This window comes from Streptomyces litchfieldiae, assembly GCF_031845365.1.
Taxonomy (GTDB): domain Bacteria; phylum Actinomycetota; class Actinomycetes; order Streptomycetales; family Streptomycetaceae; genus Streptomyces; species Streptomyces litchfieldiae.
In genome coordinates, this window is the sequence record NZ_JAVREL010000022.1 from 22,803 (window position 1) to 39,115 (window position 16,313).

The 16,313-nt window shown below is 70.5% G+C and carries 9 protein-coding genes; 2 read left to right on the forward strand and 7 right to left on the reverse strand.

Annotated features, from left to right (window positions below; genetic code table 11):
• Positions 1–6 precede the first annotated feature (6 nt).
• The 5 genes from RM590_RS28990 to RM590_RS29010 all read right to left on the reverse strand — a co-directional run bounded on the left by RM590_RS28990 (position 7) and on the right by RM590_RS29010 (position 13,623).
• A complete protein-coding gene (locus tag RM590_RS28990; RefSeq protein ID WP_311707715.1) occupies positions 7–5,550 on the reverse strand; it encodes a DNA methyltransferase in 5,544 nt (1,847 codons plus the stop codon).
• Position 5,551: 1 nt separating this feature from the next.
• Positions 5,552–8,494, reverse strand: coding sequence for an SNF2-related protein (locus tag RM590_RS28995; RefSeq protein WP_311707716.1), 2,943 nt, complete (start codon positions 8,492–8,494; stop codon positions 5,552–5,554).
• A gap of 205 nt (positions 8,495–8,699) precedes the next feature.
• Positions 8,700–9,872: a serine/threonine-protein kinase gene (locus tag RM590_RS29000; RefSeq protein WP_311707717.1), complete on the reverse strand. Its 1,173-nt coding sequence runs from the start codon at positions 9,870–9,872 to the stop codon at positions 8,700–8,702.
• Between the two features lie 159 nt (positions 9,873–10,031).
• Entirely contained in the window at positions 10,032–11,384 is a 1,353-nt protein-coding gene (locus RM590_RS29005; RefSeq protein WP_311707718.1) for a class I SAM-dependent RNA methyltransferase, read from the reverse strand.
• 217 nt (positions 11,385–11,601) lie between these two features.
• Positions 11,602–13,623, reverse strand: coding sequence for an APC family permease (locus RM590_RS29010; RefSeq protein WP_311707719.1), 2,022 nt, complete (start codon positions 13,621–13,623; stop codon positions 11,602–11,604).
• Between the two features lie 83 nt (positions 13,624–13,706).
• Between RM590_RS29010 and RM590_RS29015 the strand changes: the two genes are divergently transcribed.
• Positions 13,707–14,369, forward strand: coding sequence for a potassium channel family protein (locus RM590_RS29015; RefSeq protein WP_311707720.1), 663 nt, complete (start codon positions 13,707–13,709; stop codon positions 14,367–14,369).
• Between the two features lie 52 nt (positions 14,370–14,421).
• Entirely contained in the window at positions 14,422–15,096 is a 675-nt protein-coding gene (locus RM590_RS29020; RefSeq protein ID WP_311707721.1) for a potassium channel family protein, read from the forward strand.
• Between the two features lie 13 nt (positions 15,097–15,109).
• Here RM590_RS29020 and RM590_RS29025 read toward each other — a convergent pair whose 3' ends face one another.
• Positions 15,110–15,898, reverse strand: a complete 789-nt coding sequence (locus RM590_RS29025; protein WP_311707722.1) for a DUF3159 domain-containing protein — start codon at positions 15,896–15,898, stop codon at positions 15,110–15,112.
• A gap of 4 nt (positions 15,899–15,902) precedes the next feature.
• Positions 15,903–16,292, reverse strand: coding sequence for an OB-fold nucleic acid binding domain-containing protein (locus RM590_RS29030; protein ID WP_311707723.1), 390 nt, complete (start codon positions 16,290–16,292; stop codon positions 15,903–15,905).
• Positions 16,293–16,313 lie beyond the last annotated feature (21 nt).

Here is a 16,313-nt window from a genome sequence, read left to right on the forward strand (position 1 = left end):
TCCGGCTTACGACTGCGGAGCCCCCTCCCCCTTGTCGATGGCCCTCTGGAGCCGATCCGCGAAGTAGGCGTGCGCGGCACGCATCTCCTCCTCCCTGTTGGCCTTGTAGAAGGGAGCGGTGTATCCCTCGGGAGGTTCCGAGCGCTCGCCCTTCTCGTAGGCGAGGAACTGCTCGTAGTGCTCCTTGGTCTGGCCGTGGCCATGGGCGTAAGGATCCTGCGCCAACTGGCGGCCCGCCGCGTCGAACCACATCTGCGACTCACGATCGGCGAGGATGGCGTACCGGGCTTTGTGAATGGCCAGGAGTTCCTTAGCGCTCATGCCCAGCCACACGGCCACCAGCGCATCGATCTCGACGAGGGCGGCACGCCGCTCGTACTCGGTACGGAGCGGGGTGGCATATTCCCAAGTGGGCTTGAGGTGCCCGGCAAGCGGAGTCAACCCTGGCCACTTCACGACCCAATCCTCGTAGCCGGGCCAGGTCATGTCGTACAGCTCGGCCCAGAGCGGAGCGTATGCCTCGGTCAGGCAGTTGAGGCGGAGGGTCCGGAGGAGAAGCGGTCCGACGAGAGGGTGGGCGGGATCGGCATACGGCATCTTGTGAGCTTCGGCAACCCGCAAGTGCGACCGGCCAGTAATCCGGAGGAGGTAGTCAATCGGCAGCGCGCACCAGAATCCGGCATTCAATACAGTGGCCTCGTTGCTTGCCAGCGTCATCGAGTTCACAGCGTCCACGTGCGAGGGCCCAGGCGGAATCAATGCCGCGAACAAGCTCCGCGCGGTGTTGAAAGGGATCATCACTCGCCAAGCGAGCCGGTAGAACTGCGTGTACGGCCGGAACCACCACAGCCGTCGCCGCAGCAACTCTCGTTGCTCATCGTCAGGGAGCTCCAGCTCTTCCTCGGCGAGCACTTGATCACGGTTCGCCCACTCGTCGGGTGAGGGTTCCCATGCAACATCCACCCGGGCACGGTCCAACCAGCGATCCTGGACACCTTGGTAGCGCTCAACGTCGCAGTTGCGGACGTAGTTGGTGTTGGGTACCGCGGCAGCGGGAAGTGCCGTCAAGTCCCACCGCGACCAGTCCTGCCTTGACCGACACGGGACGTTCGGCTGCTTGCTGAATGACGTGGCGATGCCCAGATGAGGGCCTTGAAGGATCACTTCCTCAAAGTCACTAGGTGCGGTTGTGTCCCAGCGGTAGAGCCCCAACTTCTTAGTGGCCAGATTCTCGAACATGCCGATGGTGATCCTGGGCTCCTGCGACTCCAGCCGGACTTTGACGCCGGACAAGGCGGTGATGGCACCCTGTTCTTCCGTGGTCAAAGGGTGGAGCAAAGCCGCCTGTCGCGGCGGCATCTCTGTCGCGCCAGTCAGTCGCCGCCACTCCGCGAGCACTTCATCGTCAACCGTGATCACTCGCGACCGATGGGGACGCAGGTCCCACCCTCCAGCGAATTTCATACCGGGCACCTCCCCCTGCCCGTCGTGACTCAGCGATTGCAGGAGCGGTTCAACACCGTAGAGGCCATTCAGAGTTTGAAAGCGGATGCCGCTCCGCAGCGCACCATAGATATGCAATCCGAACTCTGCCGTTCTGCTGGCCTCGAATGCCCAGTTCCCAACGTTCATGAACCCCGCGTGGAGCCGAAGGTGCCGGTACGCCACTTCCCGAAGCCTTTTCTCTTTCACCCCTCCGAAGTGTGTGTCAGGGTGAATCAACCCAGCTGTCCCGCCCACACCCAGATGCGCCCATACCTGACACATAAAGGCCCGATACAGGTCCGGCCGTGTCCCTGCAATCAACGGATAGGTGGCCGATTCGCTCAGGAACGTAGCCATGCCCACCGTCGCGGCTAGGTCACGGAAGTACGACGTGTGCCGGCCGAGCTCGTTGAGCACCTCGTCCTTCCGCCCACGCCATTCCTCGACCGGTGGCTTGTCAGCCAGCTTGAACCACGGATTGAACTCCGCCAGTACTACGGCCTCGTCCCAGTCCGGCCGCACCCACGGCGGGTTCCCCACCTGAAGGTCGAACCCTCCGCTCTCCCCCCGGAAAACATGCGCGAAGTGCAGCTCCCAGTGAAAGAAGCCGTGCCCGTCCTCCGTCCGTATGTCTCGCTCGGTCGTGCCCGCGATGTCATCGACCGTGTGGATCCAGGGGAACCGCTCCCGAAGGACGAAGGGACCGTCCATACGCAGGGTGCTTTCGAGGTCGCGCTCGAACGCCTCCAGGATCGGGAGGGCCTCGTCCACCGGACGGTCGTCCAGGCCGTCCAGGAAGGAGCCGTCCGGGATGTCCGCCGTGCCGAGGGCGGCCTCCAGGAATTCCAGCCAGTCGGTGAAGTTCTTCAGCGGAACGACTTTGCGACGATCGTCCTCGTGGATCTGGGCCTTGCGGCCGCCCCCGCCACCAGCCAGGGATGCCTTGGTCCGCAGACCGTCCGTACTGTCGGCGTCGACACCCAACATGCCCTGCTCGCCGTCCGGGTCGTCGAAGAGGCCGGCCGCCTGCCAGGCGAGATCCCCCGGCGCGGGCGCGCTCGGCTCGGGTTCGGGAACGGACTCGGGAGCAGCCGGTGCCGGGCCACCCAGCAGCTCCGGGAGGTCCGCTTCGCGGACCACGCCGCCGCCACCCGCCTCGTACATCCATCCCGTGCCGTCCAGCTCGGCCACCTTCTCCAGCGGCCAGAACCACAGCGCGCACCACGCGTCCATGACGGTCTTCAGCCGCCAGTACGGGGTACCGACCACCGTCAGGTCGTCCAGCACCTTCTGCTTGTCCGCCGCCTCCGCCGAGGGCTTCAGCCAGTCCGCGCCCCACACATCGATCCGGCGGGACACCTTCCGCTCGGACAGCTCCAGCCGCTTGGCGACCAGGCTCCACAGGAACTCCACCCGCCGGGCGACGCGTTGCACCCGCCACAGCTCGGTCTTCGCCGCTGCCTTCGCCCACCGGTCGTAGCGCTTCTGCCGCTGCTCCCGTGACTCCTCGCCCCGCTCCACGAACGGCTTGGGCCCCTTCGGTGCCCGCTGGATGCCCTTGCGCCACTTTCCCAGCGCCTTCGCCTGCTCCTCCGCGAGCTTCTTCGCCTCGCTCTCGCCGGCGACCGCGCCCCAGCCGATCGCGGGGAGGAGGAAGTGGTGGACGGCCCCCTCCGGCAGGTCGCCCTCGCGGAAGGGAAGTTCGGTCGGCGGCAGCGTGTTCTTCTTCGCCAGCCATTGACCGTGCGGCAGGGCGTTCGCCGTATACACCTTGCGTCCCGCCCCGATGAGGGAGTTGCCGCGCCGCAGGTGCAGACCGAACCAGGGCGCCCGCATGCCGGGGTGCATGGAGTTGAGCCAGAGGGAGACCTCGGCCAGTTCCACGGCGGTGGCGTTCAGGTCGACGCCGTACGCGTTGTGCAGGGCGATGTACGCCTTCACCTTCTGGAGTTCGATCTGCCGCTGCTCGGTGTCGACGCGGCGGCCCAACTCCTTTTCCCGGCGGCGCAGATACTCGGCCGCGACCTGGTCGATGGCCTCGTTGAGAAACGCGCCCGACCCCAGCGCGGGCTCGCAGATCTTCCACTCCAGCAGTTCGCGGGCCGGAGTGTCCTCATCGAGGCGGTGCCGGAGGGCCAGCTCGACCGTCACCTCGGTGAGGGACTTCGGGGTGTAGTACGAGGCGGAGGTCTGCCGGTCGCGGCCCGCCAGGCGGTAGACGAACGAGCCCTTCGGATGAACGACGCGCACCCGCCGTCCGGTCTCCTCGTCGACGCGCTCGACGAACACCTCGTCGGGATAGTCCTGCACGCGGGAGGCCGGGATCATCCAGCTGCCGCCGGAGGCGTCTCCTCCCTTGGCGACCTCGTACAGGTCCTCCTCCGCGATGAAGCCGGTGTACGACATCAGGCCCTCGTAGACCGCGCCCAGTTGATTGATGCCGAGCTGGGCATAGGAGATGAAGCCGCCGCGCTCGCGGCCCTTCCCTCTCGTGAGCATCAGGCGGCGCAGCACCTTGTGCAGCGTCTCGTTGCGCAGCCGGAGGTCCAGGAACTCCCCGCCCTCTCCGTCTCCCCCGTCCTCGTAGGCCGGGTTCTCGATCTGGTCGGCCGAGATGAGACGGACCGCGTCCTTCTCGAACAGTTCCGAGCGCAGCGGTTCGAACCGCAGGCCGATACCGGCGCTGCGCGCGGCCGCGCGGCGCGAGCGGTCGGCCTCGCGGATCCGCTCGGCGTACTCGGCCTGGGTGAGGGCGCCGGCGGCGAGCAGCTCGGCGGCCTCGCGCTCGGCCTCGGTGGCCGCCCGGTCGGCGGCCTGGGCGGCCAGGTCTTCCGGCTCGCTGCCGTACGCCCGGTAGCCCTGCTCGACCATGCGGAAGAGCAGGTCGAGGGATTCGTACAGGTGGAAGCCGCGCCGGGAGCGCTCGCCGACCAGGTCGCGTACGACGAGGTCGCCGAGGCGCTGGAGGCCGTAGCCGCGCCCGTATTCCGGATAGTCGGCGGGCAGAATGCCGAGCGCGGGCTGTGCCTCGGCGTACAGCAGGAACAGAATCCGGTAGAGGTAGCGCAGCGACTGGCGGCTGAGTTCCTTGGCGAGGCGGGCCGGGTCGTCGAGCTGCTGCGGGGTGACACCCTGATCGCGCAGGCGGGCCAGCACCTCGTTGGCGATCCACTCGACCGACAGGCGCAGGCCCTCGCGCAGCTCGGTGGAGACGCCGACGGCGTGCTTGCCGGACTTGTCGACGAAGCCAGCGAGCGGTGCGCTGCCGCCCTCCTCCGGGACGCGCAGCGAGTCCGCCCCGAACAGGGCTGCCAGCGTGTCCAGTTCGCCGCCGTTGCGGTCATCGCGACGGTTCAGGGCGGCGTCCAGGTCGGCGGCGAGATAGCGGCCGTCGTGCCAGGCGAGACGGTCGCCGAGGACGATGACGCCGCCGACGAGGAGCAGAACGTAACGGGGCGGCTCCTCGCACTCGAAGAGGAAGTCGGCGAGAGCTTTCCCATCGGAGAGCATGCCGGACGCTTCCAGGGCCACCGGGTGCAGCAGGCGGCCCGCGCCGTCGGGGTCGAGGGCGGCGTCCGGCTGGGCGGTCCAGCCGCAGGAGACGGCGATCAGGCCGGGCTCGACGTGCGCGGCCTGGACGGTGTAGTCGTGTCCGGCGCGGTGAACGGTGACGGGCTGCTCGTGGGCGGCGGCGTAGCCGAGGGCGCGCAGGGTGGCGAGGTGGAGCTCGGTGAGCCGCTTGCCCCAGCCGGCGGGGACGGGCGCGTCCGGTTCGGCGAGCGCCGCGGCGTCCTGGGCGAAATCGGCGCGGCCCGCGAAGTAGGGGCCGTGCAGGGCGCGCAGGCCCTCGCGCGGGGTACGCGCGCGGGGCGGGACGGAGGCGGGGTCGGCGCCGGTGCGCCTGGCCTCGGCGACGGCGGCGGCATGCGCGCGCCGCGCCTCCTCCTCGGCCTGGGCCCAGCGGGCGAGAAGGCCGTCCTTGGCCCTGAGGTCCTTCGGCAGAACCTCGGCGAGGTAGTGGGCCGACAGGTAGTCGCCGTGGTTGACCAGCGAGTCGTACGTCACGTCAGTTCTCCGCCGTGTCCAGAACATTGTCGGGAGCGGGCCGGTCCAGGACGGCCAGCACCCGCAGCAGGGGACGGCCCATGGTGTTCAACTGGTCGAGCAGGTGGGCCTGATCGTCGGCCGTCTCCTCAATCTGCCGCTCCCGCCTGGCGCTCGCGCCGGGGAGCGCGTCCTGTCGCCACTCCTGGAGGCGGGTGCGGTATTCGGCGAGCGGCCCGCTGATCTGCGCCGCCCACTGCTCCTTGTACTTCTCCAGGTGGTCGCGGGCGATCGCGACCGCCGCCGGAACCAGCGACTGGAGGTGGGCGAGGTCGCGGGGGCCGCCGGTGCGTGCGAGGTCCGGGCCGACCTTCGCCGCGCGCAGCGCGTCCGGCAGGGACGTAACGGGGGCACCGGGCTCGGTGCGGACGGCCATCCACCGCACGACGGTGGGCCGGCCCAGCGCGTTGGAGTAGATGCCCTGGATGAGGAAGGTGGGGTCGGTGACGTGCGGCGAGGTGATGACCGGTGCTTCCTGCCGCCCGAACTGCACGAGGACCTTGTCGGTGAGCCACTCCACCACGGGGTGGATGTCGGTGAGGAACGAGACCGCGGGCCACATGGTGTCCGAGCTGTCGCGAGCCTGGTCCAGCTTGTCCTGGGCGAGGCCGCGGTCAAAGGTCAGGATCATGCGCTCGGCCACGCCCTGTTCCTTGAGGTAGGAGGGCGGCAGGGCCTTGAGCCGGCGCAGGAGGTCGGGGGCCTGGTCCGGGGAGAGGGAGAAGTAGGCGCGTTGCTGGGCGTCCTCGCTCCGTGACAGGCCGATGAGGGTCTCGGCCCGCTCCTCGTATACCTCGGCCAGCGCGGCGTCCACGAAAGCCGCCGTGTCCCCGCCGAAGAGTGAGGGGATCTCGGCGCGCGGCGGCAGTTCCACGTCGCTGATCGTGTCGACCTGGCCGAAGAGGTCGGCGAGGTCGGTGTCGGCCGCGGCGGGCGCACTTGCGAAGAAGTCCTCCAGACTGCCCCCCTCGACGAGCTCCCGGATGAGGCGGCGTTCCTCCTCGTCGGCCCGGTAGTAGCCGGTCTCCGCCTCCGCGGTGCCGTTCAGCTTGTGGGCCTCCTCCTCGCGCGCGAGGAGCTTCTCGGCAACGGTGCGGTCGTCCTTCGCGCCCGGGTGGCAGGAGGTGAGGATCAGCGCCCGGAACTGCGGCTCGTGGTGCTGCCCATACCGGTCGATACGGCCGTTGCGCTGCTCGATGCGGATCAGGGACCAGGGGATGTCGTAGTGGATGAGGTGATGGCACTGGCGATGCAGGTTGACGCCCTCGGAGGCGACATCGCCGGTGAAGAGGAGGCGTACCGGGTTGTCGGCGAGGCCGAATGCCTCCAGACACGTGCGCTGTTCCTCGTCGCTGAGCCCGCCGTGCATGAGCCGTACGGCCTTCACGCTCCCGTCCTTGTCGGCCGGGAAGCCGAGGCGGGTGGGGACCACCCTGGCCAGCCACTTGAGGGTGGGGACCCGCTCGGAGAAGACGACGGCGCGGGTGGCGCTGCGCGGGCCTACGCCGATCTCCGTCAACTGCGCGATGAGAGCGTCCAGTTTGGCCGAGTCGCCGGGCGCGCTGCCGTCGCCCATGGACGCGGTGAGCTTCTGCAGCCGGGCCAGGGCCGCCTGTTCCGTGTCGATCGCGGGGTCCGGGCGCTTGCCGTCGTCCTCGGCCTTTCGTGCCCTCTTGCCGAGTTCGGCGATCCGGCGGGTGACCGTCTCGGCGAGGGCGACGTGGGACGACAGGAACGTCTTGAGGACGTTGTAGGCGAACAGTGGGTCGGTACTGACCGAGGTCCGGTCCCGGTCCGCGGTGCCGAACTCCGTGCTGCTTGGCGGCGCGGGCAGCCAGTGCTCGGTCAACTCGGCGAAGATGCGTTCCTCGGCTTCGGTGGCCGGGCAGTGCAGGGACCGCGTGGGACCGCGGTCCGCCCACTCGGTCCCGATGCCGTTGCGGACCTCGGGGCTGATCTTCGTGCGCCGGATGAAGAGGTGCCCGAGGTCGCCGGCCGGGTCGTAGTGGTCCGGGTCGGCGATGGCCGCCGGGTCGAGGAGCGAGATGAGATCGGCGAAGGACCTCTTGTCGCCGTTGTGCGGGGTGGCGCTGGCGAGCAGCAGGGCGTCCGTGCGCGGAGCGAGGGTTTCGGCGAGGGCGCGGCGCTGGCTGCCCTGGTTGATCAGGTTGTGGGACTCGTCGATGACGACCGCGTCCCATTGGATGCGTTCCAGATGGTGCCGGTACTGGCCGATGTTCTTGAGTGTGTCGACGGAGATGATGACGCGCTTGTAGTGGGTGAACGGGTTGCGCCCGGCGGGGATCTCCCGCTGGATTCGCTGGATGCCCAGGGAATCCAGCCGCACCAGCGGGATCGAGAAACGGGTCCACAGCTCGTGCTGGAACTGCTCCAGGACGCTCTGCGGGGTGACGACGAGGATGCGTTCGCCCCGCCCGCGGCGGATGAGCTCGGCGAGGGTGAGGCCGATCTCCAGCGTCTTGCCGAGGCCGACGACATCGGCGATCAGGATGCGCGGTTGGAGGTTGCGCATCGACAGCGCGAGCTCCGCAGGGCGCTGCTGGTAGGCGAGCGGGTCGAGGAGGAAGCGGTCGGCCAGAGCCAGGCCGCGCTCGGACTGCGGGAGGGGAGTCTTGCGCAAGACCGCTTCGAGGAAAAGCCGGCTGCGGCGGAAGTACGAGGAGGTGTCGGGAACCAGGCGCGTATTCTCCGGCTCCAGGAGTTCGACCGTGTCGATACCGGTGAAGAAGACGGCTTCCTCGTCACGGACGAACTCCGAGACGCCGATGGCTTCGATCTTGACGCCGTCGTAGTCGGTCCGGGGTGCGGTCCGCACCAGCCATTCCTCGTCCCGCACCAGGATCTGTGCGCCTGGCGGATACCGGGTCTCCCCCTGCTGTGCCACCCGTCGTCCCTCCGTCGATCAGGCCAAGAGTGTCGCAATCAGTGCGCGACAAGTGTTTCACGGGGAGTGGGAGGGATAGGCGGGGTCGCCCAGGTCGCCGCAGGTCGGGAGCTCCGCGAACAGCGGGCGCCCCAGGCGTCGGTCGCCGCCTCCCGGCGTCGCGGCGAGACGGGACAGGCCGACTGCCCGGGTCGAGCCGCATGGTTCAGAAGCGGGCGTCACGCGCGTACGCCGCCCTCAATTGCTCCGCGATCCGCATCGGTACGGAGAAACGAACTCCGAACCGGGGCGCGTCCGTCCCCCGGTGCGTCAGCACGTCCGGCCCGTCGGGGGCGACATCGGGAGGGGAGTCCGGCCGGTCGTCGTCCGGCCCGGCACCCGGCCGCTGATCCTGCGGCACGTCGTCGTCCTCCCGCGCGGCCACGTCCACCATGGCCGGCGTGTAGCCGGTCCGCCCCTCCAACAGTGCGGTCGCCGCGGGCGGAGCAGGCGCCTCGGGCACTATGACAGTCGGAGTGCGGTCGGTGAGCCGGCGCTTGGCCTGGGCCGCGGTCAACCCGCAGCCAGCGATGACGTGCACGAGCCGCTCGGTGACCTGGGCCAGCGTCGGCCGGCCGGCGGGGTCGAGGGCGAGCATCCCGGAGATCAACGGCTCGAGCTCGGAGGGCAGATCGCTCAGGTCGGGCGGAGTATCCGGGTCCTCGATCCTGAGCGCGACCGCCTGCCAACTGGGCCCCGTGTAGGGGTAGTGACCAGTGGCGGCGTAGAGCAGGACGGCACCCAGCGCGTAGACGTCCGCGGGGCGGTCGAGCCGGTGCTCGCCCCGGGCCTGCTCGGGTGGCATGCACAGCACGGAACCAACCACCACACCGGTCGCGGTCAGGGTGGAACGCCGCTCGGCGAGCACGGCGAGACCGAAGTCGATCACCTTGGGGCCGTAGGGAGCGAGCAGGACGTTCTGCGGCTTGAGGTCGCGGTGCAGCAGGCCGGCCTCGTGCACTGTGCCGAGCCCTTCGGCGAGCAGGGCGCCGAGGCTGGCCGTCTCCACGAGCGAGAGCGGCCCCTGCTCGGTGACGAACGTCAACAGGTCCGGGCCGGGAACGAACTCGACCGCCAGCCACGGCTGTTCCGCATGGGCGTCGGCCGCGACGAAGGACGCGATGAACGGCCCGTAGACCGTCTTGAGACTGTCCACTTCGAGCAGAAACCGCGCCCGGCTGTCCTCATCGAGCATCGACGCCTTGATCACCTTGACAGCGACCTGTTGACCCGCCGCCGACTCACCGAGGTAGACCTGCCCCATGCCGCCGGCGCCGATCCGGCACACCAGGGTGTATCCACCAATCGTCTGCGGGTCGTCGTCCCTCAGTGGCTCCACGAGTGCGGTCCTCTCCCGTGTGGTGGCGGATACCGGCCCCCGGCCCGAGCCGTGGTTCCCCGAGCTCTCGGCTCGGCAGTGTATGCGAGGGCCCAGGCCGTGGGCGCCCGCCGGGCCACCGCACCGAGTCGCGGTTGCTCCGCCTCACATTCCTTCAGATCACGCCGACTTCCCGGCCGGCTGGAGGATCGCCACGCACTCCATGTGGTGCGTCATCGGGAACAGGTCGAACGCCCGCAGGAACTTGGGCACATAGCCCGCCGTCCGGAAGTGCGCGAGGTCGCGGGCCAGGGCCGCGGGGTCGCAGGCCACGTAGGCGATGCGGCGGGCGCCCAGTGCCGCCAGGCGGCGGACCACGTCGCCGCCCGCGCCCGAGCGGGGCGGGTCGAGCACGATCAGGTCGGCCTCGGTGATGCCGGTGCGCGGCAACACCCGTCCCACGGTGCCGTGTTCGACACGGACACGGGGGTAGTCGGCCAGGTTGTGCCGGGCGTCCTGCACGGCGCGCTTGGACGCCTCGATGCCCAGCACCGCGCCGCGCTCCCCCAGCCGTTCGGCGAGCGCCCCCGCGAACAGGCCCGCGCCGCAGTACAGATCGAGAGCCGTCTCGCCCTTGCGCGGGATCAGGCCGCGCATCACCGCGTCCACCAGCACCCCGGCGGCCTCCCGGTGGACCTGCCAGAAACCGCCGCCGCTCACCCGCCAGGTGCGGTCGTCCGCCCGCTCCCGGACGAACGCCCGGCCGTGCACGCGGTGCAGGGTCTGCTCGCCGTGCCCGCGCGCGTCCTCGCCGCGCATCACCGACACCGGCCGGTCCAGTTCGACCAGCGGCAGCCGGGCGCCGGGGCGCGGGGTGAGCACCACCATGCGGTCGCTGGAGCCGGTGGCGGCGACGGCCTCCACGGAGGCCATGCCGGGCCAGGGGCGCCGTTCGATGCCCAGCTCGCTCACGCCCTCGGCAGCGATCAAGCAGTAGTCCACCGGCTCCACCTCGTGCGACCGGTGACGGCGCAGCCCGGCGCGGCCGGACTCGTCGACGGCGTACTGCACGCGGGTGCGCCAGGCCGGCACCTCGCCCGCCGGGACCTTGTCGCCGGGCGCCGGCTCCACGGTGCCGTCCCAGCCGGCCTCCTCGGGCGTGAGCCCGGCCAGCGTGCGAAGCTGCTCGGTCAGCACCTCGCCCTTCAGCCGCCGCTGGACGCCCGGCTTGACGTGCTGCCAGTCGCAGCCACCGCACTTGCCGGGGCCGGAGAACGGGCAGGGCGCCGGGATGCGGTCCCGGGCCGGGGTGAGCACGCGCACCGCGTCGGCGCGCAGGTAGCGGGAGTCCTCGCGCCCCTCGGTGACCCGGACCACGACGCGCTCGCCGGGCAGCGTGTGGCGGACGAAGAGCACACGGCCCTCGCCGGTGCGGGCCACGCAGTGCCCGCCGTGCGCCACCGGGCCGACCTCGACCTCGTACTCCTGGCCCACCAGGGAGGCGGCCTTGGGCGAGGATTCTTCGGTGGGCATGGGAGGGCGCTCCAGGAGGTCGGGGGATGCGGCGGTGGGCCGGGCGGCAGGCCCCGTCCGGCCGATCTTGCCGGGCCCGCGACGCCATACACGGCACCTCGCTGCGTTACCGAATCGCCCAAGTACGACCGAGTACGAGTGGCGATCCGGCGCCTTGCGATGCACCGCGTCTGACGCCGCGGGCTGATCCGACAAGACCGACCGGACAGGACCTACTCTACGACCGGTGGATCCAGTGGCCCGCGCCACGCCGGACGGCGCCGGGGGCCCGCAGCTCGTGCCGGCGGCGGGCGCGTTCCCGGGCGGCCTCGGCGGAGTCGAGCTGCCAGGGCACGGAGGTCACGGTCACGCCCGGGGTGAGCAGCAGCCGGGCCTTGAGGCGCAGCGCGCTCTGGTTGTGCAGCAGGGCCTCGTACCAGTGGCCGACCACATACTCCGGGATGACCACGCTCACCACGTCGTCGGGGTGGGCCCGCCGCAGCTCCTTCACAAAGGCGACGAACGGGTGGGTGATCTCCCGGTAGGGCGCCTCCAGGACCTTCAGCGGCACGTCGATGTGGCGGTGCCGCCACTCGGTCTTCAGCCGCCGCGCCTCGTCGGGGTCGATGGCGATGGTGACCGCCACCAGGCTGTCGGCGCGCAGCAGCTTGGCGTAGGCGAGGGCGCGCAGCGTGGGCTTGTGGATCTTGGAGACCAGCACCACGGCGTGCACCTGGGAGGGCCGCATGCTCAGGCGCTCCTCGGGGATGTCCAGCGCCAGCTCGGCGGCGACGCGGTCGTAGTGCCGCCGGATCCCCGTCATCACCGCGTAGAAGCCGGCCATGCCCACCAGCGACACCCAGGCGCCGTGGCTGAACTTGGTGATCAGCACGATGACGAGCACCAGCGCGCACAGCGCGGCGCCGAAGCCGTTGAGCGCGCGGGCGCGGTGCATGCGGGCGCGGGCGGCGCGGTCCCGCTCGCCGGCCAGCAGGCGGTTCCAGTGCCGGACCATGCCGCTCTGGCTGAAGGTGAAGGAGACGAAGACGCCCACGATGTAGAGCTGGATGAGCTGGTTGACGTTGGCCTTGAACGCGACCACCAGCAGGGCGGCGAGCACGGTGAGGAAGGCGATGCCGTTGCTGAACGCGAGCCGGTCGCCTCGCGTGTGGAGCTGGCGGGGCAGATAGCGGTCCTGGGCGAGGATCGAACCCAGCACCGGGAAGCCGTTGTAGGCGGTGTTGGCGGCCAGGAAGAGGACCAGGGCGGTGGCGGCGGCCAGGAAGAAGAACGGCACCGACCCGCTGCCCAGCACGGCCTCGCCGACCTGGGCGATGACCGGGTCCTGGTGGTAGCCGCTGCCGGCCGGCTCGCCGTTGATCAGCAGGTCCCGCGCCGGGTCCTCGGCCATCCGCACGTCGGTGTGCAGGGCCAGGGTCATCACGCCGAGGAACATCGTGGCCGCGAGCGTGCCCATGATCGCCAGGGTGCCGGCGGCGTTGCGCCCCTTGGGCTCGCGGAAGGCGGGCACCCCGTTGCTGATGGCCTCCACACCGGTGAGCGCGGCGCAGCCGGAGGAGAAGGCGCGCAGCAGGAGAAACCCCATGGCGAACGCGGACAGGTTCGTCTGCTCGGCCACGATCTCGTAGCCGGCGGTCTCGGCGCGCATCGTGTCGCCCAGGACGAGCGCCTTGAACGCCCCCCAGGCGACGGTGGCGAGCACCGCGAAGACGAACGCGTAGGTGGGGATGGCGAAGAGGGTGCCGGACTCCTTCACCCCGCGCAGGTTCATCAGCATGAGCAGCGCGATGACGGCGAGCGCGCACAGCACCTCGTTGTCCTCCACGAAGGCCACCGCGGAGCCGAGGTTGTCCACCCCGGCCGAGACGGACACCGCGACGGTGAGCACGTAGTCGACCAGCAGCGCGCCGCCGACGGTCAGGCCGGCCCGGCGGCCGAAGTTGCTGGACGCCACCGCGTAGGCGCCGCCGCCGTTCGGGTAGGCGTGCACCGTCTGCCGGTAGGAGGCGACGACGGTGACCATGAGGAGGATGATCGCGCCCGTGATCCAGGCGCTGTGGTGATAGGCCGACACACCGGCGATGGACAGGATGAGCAGCACCTCGCCCGGGGCGTACGCCACCGAGGACAGCGGGTCGGAGGCGAAGACGGGCAGCGCGATGCGTTTGTACAGCAGCGTTTCCCTGAGCGCGTCGCTGCGCAGGGCACGGCCGAGGATCAGCCGCTTGGTGCGGTCCATGGGCTCACGGTACGTCCGCCCGCCCCCCTGCGCCGGACAGCGCGAGGGGTGACCGGTAGCGTTGTCCGCACTGAAGGAGACCTATGCACATCGTGATCATGGGCTGCGGCCGGGTCGGCGCGACCCTGGCGCAGAACCTGGAGGAACGGGGCCATTCGGTGGCGGTCATCGACCGCGATCCGACCGCCTTCCGCCGGCTGGGCTCGCGCTTCGGCGGGCGCCGGGTGACCGGGCTCGGCTTCGACCGGGACACGTTGAGCGAGGCAGGCCTGCACGACGCCGGGGCCTTCGCCGCCGTCAGCAGCGGGGACAACTCCAACATCATCGCCGCGCGGGTGGCCCGCGAGGTGTTCGGCGTGGAGAACGTGACGGCGCGCATCTACGACTCGCGGCGCGCGGAGGTGTACGAGCGCTTCGGCATCCCGACGGTGGCCACCGTCCGGTGGACCGCCGATCAGATGCTGCGCCGGCTGCTGCCCGCGGGCGCCGAGCCGCTGTGGCGGGACCCGAGCGGCGGGGTGCAGCTTTCGGAGGTGCATGTCACCGCGGCCTGGGTGGGCCATCGGGTGAGCGCCTTCCAGGAGCGCACGGGGGTGCGCGTCGCGTTCCTGACGCGCATGGGCGAGCCGATGCTGCCGACGGCGGGGACCGTGCTCCAGGAAGGCGACCTGGTGCACGTGATGATGTACAGCGACCGCGTGGCCGAGGTCGAGGCCGCGTGCCTGCTCGGACCGGAGGAGGCGTGAGCGGCGCGTGCCCCCGCCGCGCGGGCGTCGAAGCGGACAAGGGAGGCACCGCATGCGAGTGGTGATCGCGGGGGCCGGCGCGGTGGGCCGTTCGGTGGCGGCGGAGCTGCTGGAGAACGGGCACGAGGTGCTGCTCATCGACAAGTCGCCGCAGGCCGTCTCCGTGGAGCGGGTGCCGGAGGCCGAGTGGCTGCTGGCCGACGCCTGCGAGATCACCACCCTGGACGAGGCCGCGCTGGAGCGCTGCCAGGTGGTGATCGCGGCCAGCGGTGACGACAAGGTCAACCTGGTGGTGTCGCTGCTGGCGAAGACCGAGTACGGCGTGCCGCGGGTGGTCGCCCGGGTCAACCACCCCAAGAACGAATGGCTGTTCAACGACGCGTGGGGCGTCGATGTCGCGGTGTCCACGCCGCGCCTGATGTCCGCGCTGGTCGAGGAGGCCGTGAGCATCGGCGACCTGGTGCGGCTCATGCGCTTCAGCCAGGGCGAGGCCAACCTGGTCGAGCTGACCCTCCCCGAGGGCGCCGCGCTGGTGGGCACGCGCGTGGGCGAGGTCGCCTGGCCGCAGGACACGGCGCTGGTCACGATCATCCGCGGCACCCGGGTGCTGATCCCGGACCCGGACGACGCGCTGGCCGCGGGCGACGAGCTGCTCTTCGTCGCGTCGACCGCGCGGGAGGCGCAGTTGGAGGAGCTGCTGTCGCCGCGCGGGAACGCCGGAAGCTGACGGCGCCGGCGCGTTACCGGGGCGGCCCGGTCCGCTCCGCGTCGGTCCCGGCCGCGCCGGGCGGGGCCTCGGCCGCCTCCGCCGCGCCCTTGGCCTGGACGGCCTCGGCGGCTTCCTTCGCCTCCGCCTCGGCCTTCTCCCGGGCCTCCCACTCGGCGATCACGTCGATCGGGGCGGGGGCCTTCACCAGGATGATCCAGGTCAGGTACACGGCGAGCAGGAACGGCGGGATGCCGAGCGCCACCCGCAGCCAGCCGAGCTGGGTGGCGTCGCCCCAGAAGTAGATGGGGAAGGTGATCGCGGACTTGCCGAGCAGGATCGCGCCCCAGACGTAACTGGCCTTGGTGTACGCGATCTTGCGCTTGGGGTTGCGGGTGCGCCAGGACAGGTTCTCCCGGAAGACCGGGCCGAGGATCAGCCCCAGCAGCGGAACGCCGGCCAGCGAGGTGACCACGTAGGCCACGCCGAGGCCCAGGGTGTAGAGCATGCCGGGCAGGTAGAAGTTCTTCGCGTCGCCGGACATCATCGCGAAGACGGCGCCGAACGCCACGCCGAACACTCCCCCGAAGGCGTGCTTGGCGGTGTCGCGCTGGATCAGCCGGGCCGCGGCCAGCACGGCGGAGAGGCTGAGGGCGGCGACGGCCGAGACGTTGATGCTCCGGTTGATGGTGTAGCTCAGGACGAAGACGAGCCCGGGCACGGTGGTCTCCACCATGCCGCGCACGCCTCCGAACGCCTCGAAGAACGCAGCCCGCGTCGCCGCCTCGTCCACCTCGTCCGGAACCCGCTCGGGTGCGTTCACTCGGCTACTCCTGTTCCCGGGGTTGAAGCTGGTATCGGGGATTGAACAGCACCGGGCGGCCACGTGTCACCGCGATCCGCCCCGAGGCGATCAGCGAACGGCCCGGTTCCACCCCGGCGATGGCGCGCCTGCCCAGCCAGACCACCTCCAGCGAGGCGGAGCCGTCGTCCAGCTCCGCGTGCAGGGCGGGCATGCCGGCCACGGTCCGTTCGGTCACGGTGCGCAGCGTACCCGTCACCCGCACCACGCGGCGGCCCGCCGGGCCCTCGGCGCAGTCGCGAATGCGCGTGCAGCCGACGTCGGGCGGCTCCGCCGCGGGCGTCAGATCCTCGGCGTCGCCGGCCTCGGGGCGCTTCAGCAACCGCCGCAGCCAGCCACCGCCTTCCGCAGTCATGCCTTCAGCGTAACGTGACCG